Raw genomic sequence first — 3,026 nt, 5'->3', positions numbered from 1 at the left:
CCAGCAGCGCCACCGCCGTTGTCGCCAGCAGCACCGCCAGCAGCGGCCCCGGAGCCGTGCGCCACCGCCGCTGGATGCCAAACAAAAACGCCAGCACCAGCAGCGACAGGAGAAACGTGGGTCGATGAATCTGGTCAAGCTGGCTGAAAAATTCGCCAAACTGGCCAAACACGTTGTCCGACTGGATGGCCACGCCGCTGATTTTGCCCAACTGTCCGCCGATCATGATCAGCGCCACGCCGGCCATGTAGCCAATCAAAATCGGCTTGGAGAGCAGGTTGGCCAAAAAGCCCAGCCGCAGCAGCGAACCCGCTATGCACACCAGCCCCACCAGCAGCGCCAGCAGTGCCGCCAGGGTGGGATAGCTCTGGGGCGAGCTGGCTAATAGAGGGGCGATCGCCGCTGCGGTCATTACGGCAGTTGTGGATTCCGGCCCGACGGAAAGCTGGGGCGACGACCCCAAAACGGCGTAAATCAGCATGGGCGGCAAAATGGCCCACAGCCCCGCCACTGGCCCCACGCCCGCCAGTTCGCCATAGGCCATGCACTGGGGAATCAGGTAGGCTGCCACTGTTGCCCCCGCCAGCACATCGCCCCGCAGCCAGTCGCGGCGATAGGTCCGCAGCCGATGCAGCCCCGGCATTGGCAGGCGATTCGGTTTCAGCAGGTTTGACTTGACGGCCACGGCAGTTCCTCGGTTTGCGACGGGTTAAGAAGAGATTAAGTCGCACCCTCTAGCCTAACGAAAAGGTGTCTCGGAATACCGTTATTCGCCGTTTTAGTAACCCTTCTCAGTAAACCTTTTCAAAATAATGGGTGTCTGGCATGTCGCGGCGCTGCCCCAGATCGACCCAGCCGCGCTTTTGGTAGAAGGCGATCGCCGGCAGATTGGTCGGACTGGCGCTGAGGCGGGCCCGGCCATAGCCGTGCTGCCCAAAGAACTGAGTCGCGTATTCATCCAGCCGCGCTCCCAGCCCTTGTCCCCGATATTCTGGAGCCAGATAAAACAAATTCACATAGCCCACGCTGGCATCGCGCTTCCAGCAGCCTAGCTCGATTTGCCCAATAATTTGCCCGGTTTTCCACAAATGCACGCAGCCGTTGGGCAACTCCGCAATCCGCTGCTCCAGCCACCGCAAATACTGCACGGCCCCGGCTCCATTTGGCTCGTAAAACCGCTCCGCCGACCCAAAGCTGCATACAAATGCATCCGCCCTGAACTGCACACACACCTGATGGTGTTTCGCCAGATCAATGGGCTTGAACTCGAAGGCAGCGTCGGAAGAGGACATGTTGCAGAGGACAGTTTGCAGAGGTCAGTTTGCAGAGGTCAGACATTTTATTGAGCGTCTTGGGCGAAAGAAGGGCGATCGCCCCTTTAGAAACCTGAATTGCAGCGCAGGATTCCCGCTGCGTTGCACAAGCATTTCATGAGCATTTCATGAGCATCGCAGAATACTTAGCCAGCGGTATTTACCCCCACGCAATTCCTCAATTTTATTCCAGGTGTAGATTAGCAAGGCAGATTAGCGGTGGGGGGCTGGGGGGCTTGCTGCGTCAGTCCTGCTTCAGAATCCGTTTGGCTGGCTTCCCAACTCAGCAAGGCCGACTTGCGCGACAGCCCCCAGCGATAGCCGCCTAGCTCGCCCGACTCGCGGATGACGCGGTGGCAGGGAATCAGCAGCGCTACGGGGTTGCTGCCGATGGCGTTGCCGACGGCGCGGCTGGCGGTGGGGTGACCGAGGTGCTGGGCGATTTGCCGATAGGTGGCCAGGCTGCCAGGGGGAAGCTGGAGCAGCGATCGCCACACCTGAATTTGAAAATTGGTGCCCTTGACCCACAGGCTGATGGGCTTGGGGTTGTCGAGCGGGTTCAAGAGGCGATCGCCCACAGTCTGGGTCGCGGTCGGGTCGTGGCGCAGCGCGGCGTTCGGCCAAAGTCGTCGCAGTTCCGCTTCCCCAGCGGACTCGGCAGCGTCCAACCCATCCAAAAAAAGCAGATTGCACAGGCCCCGTGGGGTCATCGCCACCAGCGCCCGTCCAAACCGCGTCGGGTGAACGCCGTAGACGATTTCCAGTCCTGCGCCGCCGGCCTTATATTCTCCGGGCGACATGGCTTCCAGCGACACAAACAGGTCATGCAGCCGCCCCGGACTCGACAGCCCCACTTCCAGGCTCAAGTCCAGCAGGTTCGCGGTTTCTGCAATTTTGGACTTGGCATACTCCAGCGTTAGATATTGCAAAAAGCGTTTGGGGCTGATGCCTGCCCAGCGAGTAAATAGCCGCTGCACATGGGATTCGCTGAGGTGGAGATGCTGGGCTACGGCGGCCAGGTCGGGCTGTTCGACCCGGTGCGCTCGCAAAAAGGCGATCGCCGCTGCAATGCGCTGATAGTCGTCCAGATTGTCTCCTGCGACCGATCCAGCGACTGGGATTTGATGGGGTTGGCGCGTGTTCATTGCCGAGAATTTGCCAAAAACTTGACTAACTTAGCTCAATCTAGCGATCGCCCTTGGAAAAACTCCACCCGATTTTTGCAATCCTGCGCTGAAAGTCCCAAAAAACACCGAGTAATCGCATTTTCTCGGAATTCCCTCCGTAGATTCCGTCAGGCACTTGTTTTCCTGCCTCAGCTAGCCTCGGATTAGCTGTTGCAATCGTTTCAGGACTCCTGCTGTTTTGAAACTGCTGCTTCAGGGTTGCTATCTTCACAAAGTTCTATGCGTTTTTCCCAGCTTCATCAACCGCTCCGCTGGTTTGCACTGACCGTTTTTTCCGCCGCATCGATCGCCCTGGTCTCGCCACCCCGCGAATGGGCTGCCACCGCCCAAACCGCCAGCCAGTCCGTGAGTCCAGAGATGGCCCAGGCTATGCTGCAACAGGCCGTGTGCCTCAACAACTGGAGTCAGGCGATTTACGCGGTGAACCTGCTGATCGGATCGCCCAGCACCGCGCCCGCCTTGCGAGAGCAATGGGTTCGCTATCGTCGGCAGCTTCAGGAATACCAGACCCTACGTAGCAGCTTTG

At 59.1% G+C, this 3,026-nt stretch carries 4 protein-coding genes; 1 reads left to right on the top strand and 3 read right to left on the bottom strand.

What is annotated here, in order from left to right; translation table 11 throughout:
• The 3 genes from IGS51_RS04140 to IGS51_RS04130 form a co-directional block, all read right to left on the bottom strand.
• Positions 1-643: SulP family inorganic anion transporter (locus IGS51_RS04140; protein WP_367279252.1), on the bottom strand; the 643-nt coding region annotated here is incomplete at its 3' end.
• 148 nt (positions 644-791) lie between these two features.
• Entirely contained in the window at positions 792-1,292 is a 501-nt protein-coding gene (locus IGS51_RS04135) for an N-acetyltransferase (protein ID WP_297076278.1), read from the bottom strand.
• Between the two features lie 221 nt (positions 1,293-1,513).
• Positions 1,514-2,458: a methylated-DNA--[protein]-cysteine S-methyltransferase gene (locus IGS51_RS04130; protein WP_297076276.1), complete on the bottom strand. Its 945-nt coding sequence runs from the start codon at positions 2,456-2,458 to the stop codon at positions 1,514-1,516.
• 261 nt (positions 2,459-2,719) lie between these two features.
• Between IGS51_RS04130 and IGS51_RS04125 the strand changes: the two genes are divergently transcribed.
• The coding region (locus IGS51_RS04125; protein ID WP_297076273.1) for a hypothetical protein at positions 2,720-3,026 on the top strand (307 nt) is incomplete at its 3' end.

This window comes from Thermoleptolyngbya sp. M55_K2018_002 (genome assembly GCF_015295965.1).
In the GTDB taxonomy this organism is placed as follows: Bacteria; Cyanobacteriota; Cyanobacteriia; order Elainellales; family Elainellaceae; genus Thermoleptolyngbya; species Thermoleptolyngbya sichuanensis.
This window is presented reverse-complemented; position numbering and strand designations above follow the sequence as displayed.

Excerpts from the sequence above, each read along its gene's own strand:
- IGS51_RS04135 (WP_297076278.1), bottom strand. The coding sequence starts at position 1,292 with ATGTCCTCTTCCGACGCTGCCTTCGAGTTCAAGCCCATTGATCTGGCG.
- IGS51_RS04130 (WP_297076276.1), bottom strand. The coding sequence starts at position 2,458 with ATGAACACGCGCCAACCCCATCAAATCCCAGTCGCTGGATCGGTCGCA.